The organism is Actinotalea alkalitolerans, assembly GCF_023369855.1.
In the GTDB taxonomy this organism is placed as follows: domain Bacteria; phylum Actinomycetota; class Actinomycetes; order Actinomycetales; family Cellulomonadaceae; genus Actinotalea.
In genome coordinates this window covers 4,009-5,644 of sequence record NZ_JAMBPP010000029.1, presented here as the reverse complement: position 1 = coordinate 5,644, position 1,636 = coordinate 4,009, and the positions used below count along the sequence as shown (strand labels likewise).

2 rRNA genes (1 of these 2 cut by a window edge) are annotated in these 1,636 nt (G+C 55.9%); both read right to left on the bottom strand.

Going from position 1 to position 1,636, the window contains the following annotated elements:
* Positions 1–8 precede the first annotated feature (8 nt).
* A 5S ribosomal RNA gene (gene rrf, locus M1R94_RS20140) occupies positions 9–125 on the bottom strand.
* 72 nt (positions 126–197) lie between these two features.
* Positions 198–1,636, bottom strand: a 23S ribosomal RNA gene (locus tag M1R94_RS20135) (it continues 1,769 nt past the right edge of the window).

Sequence of the window (1,636 nt, the reverse complement as noted above, 5' to 3'; positions counted from 1 at the left end):
GAAAGGGTGTTCGGCGGCGACCTACTCTCCCACACAGTCTCCCATGCAGTACCATCGGCGCAGAAGGGCTTAGCTTCCGGGTTCGGAATGGAGCCGGGCGTTTCCCCTTCGCTATGACCGCCGTAACTCTATGGAGATGTCAATCGGGTTCCCGACCGTATCTCGGGAACCGCACAGTGGACGCGTAGCAATATAAGTGTGTCAAGTTATCGGCTTATTAGTACCGGTCAGCTGCGTGTGTCTTTAGTCCACACTTCCACATCCGGCCTATTCACCCAGTGGTCTAGCTGGGAGCCTCTCGGGGTTAAACCCCATGGAAACCTCATCTTGAAGCAGGCTTCCCGCTTAGATGCTTTCAGCGGTTATCCCTTCCGAACGTAGCTAACCAGCCGTGCTCCTGGCGGAACAACTGGCACACCAGAGGTTCGTCCGTCCCGGTCCTCTCGTACTAGGGACAGCCCTTCTCAAGTTTCCTGCGCGCGCAGCGGATAGGGACCGAACTGTCTCACGACGTTCTAAACCCAGCTCGCGTACCGCTTTAATGGGCGAACAGCCCAACCCTTGGGACCTACTCCAGCCCCAGGATGCGACGAGCCGACATCGAGGTGCCAAACCATGCCGTCGATATGGACTCTTGGGCAAGATCAGCCTGTTATCCCCGGGGTACCTTTTATCCGTTGAGCGACGGCGCTTCCACAAGCCACCGCCGGATCACTAGTTCCGACTTTCGTCCCTGCTCGACTTGTCAGTCTCACAGTCAAGCTCCCTTGTGCACTTGCACTCGCCACCTGATTGCCAACCAGGCTGAGGGAACCTTTGAGCGCCTCCGTTACTTTTTAGGAGGCAACCGCCCCAGTTAAACTACCCACCAGGCACTGTCCCTGATCCGGATTACGGACCGAGGTTAGATATCCAGAACGACCAGAGTGGTATTTCAACGTTGACTCCACCGACACTGGCGTGCCGGCTTCACAGTCTCCCACCTATCCTACACAAGCCGTACCGAACACCAATACCAAGCTATAGTAAAGGTCCCGGGGTCTTTCCGTCCTGCTGCGCGTAACGAGCATCTTTACTCGTAGTGCAATTTCGCCGAGTTCACGGTTGAGACAGCGGAGAAGTCGTTACGCCATTCGTGCAGGTCGGAACTTACCCGACAAGGAATTTCGCTACCTTAGGATGGTTATAGTTACCACCGCCGTTTACTGGGGCTTAAATTCTGAGCTTCGCTCCGAAGAGCTGACCCGTCCTCTTAACCTTCCAGCACCGGGCAGGCGTCAGTCCGTATACATCGTCTTGCGACTTCGCACGGACCTGTGTTTTTAGTAAACAGTCGCTTCTCCCTGGTCTCTGCGGCCTTCAAACGCTCCGGCAGCAAGTGCCTTCACGCCTCAGGCCCCCCTTCTCCCGAAGTTACGGGGGCATTTTGCCGAGTTCCTTAACCATGATTCTCTCGATCGCCTTAGTATTCTCTACCTGACCACCTGAGTCGGTTTAGGGTACGGGCGGCTTGAACCTCGCGCCGAGGCTTTTCTAGGCAGCATAGGATCACCCAATCATCCCGCATAAGCGGTCACCATCAGTTCTCAGGCTATGTGAGCTGCGGATTTGCCTACAGCTCGCCCTACAACCTTGG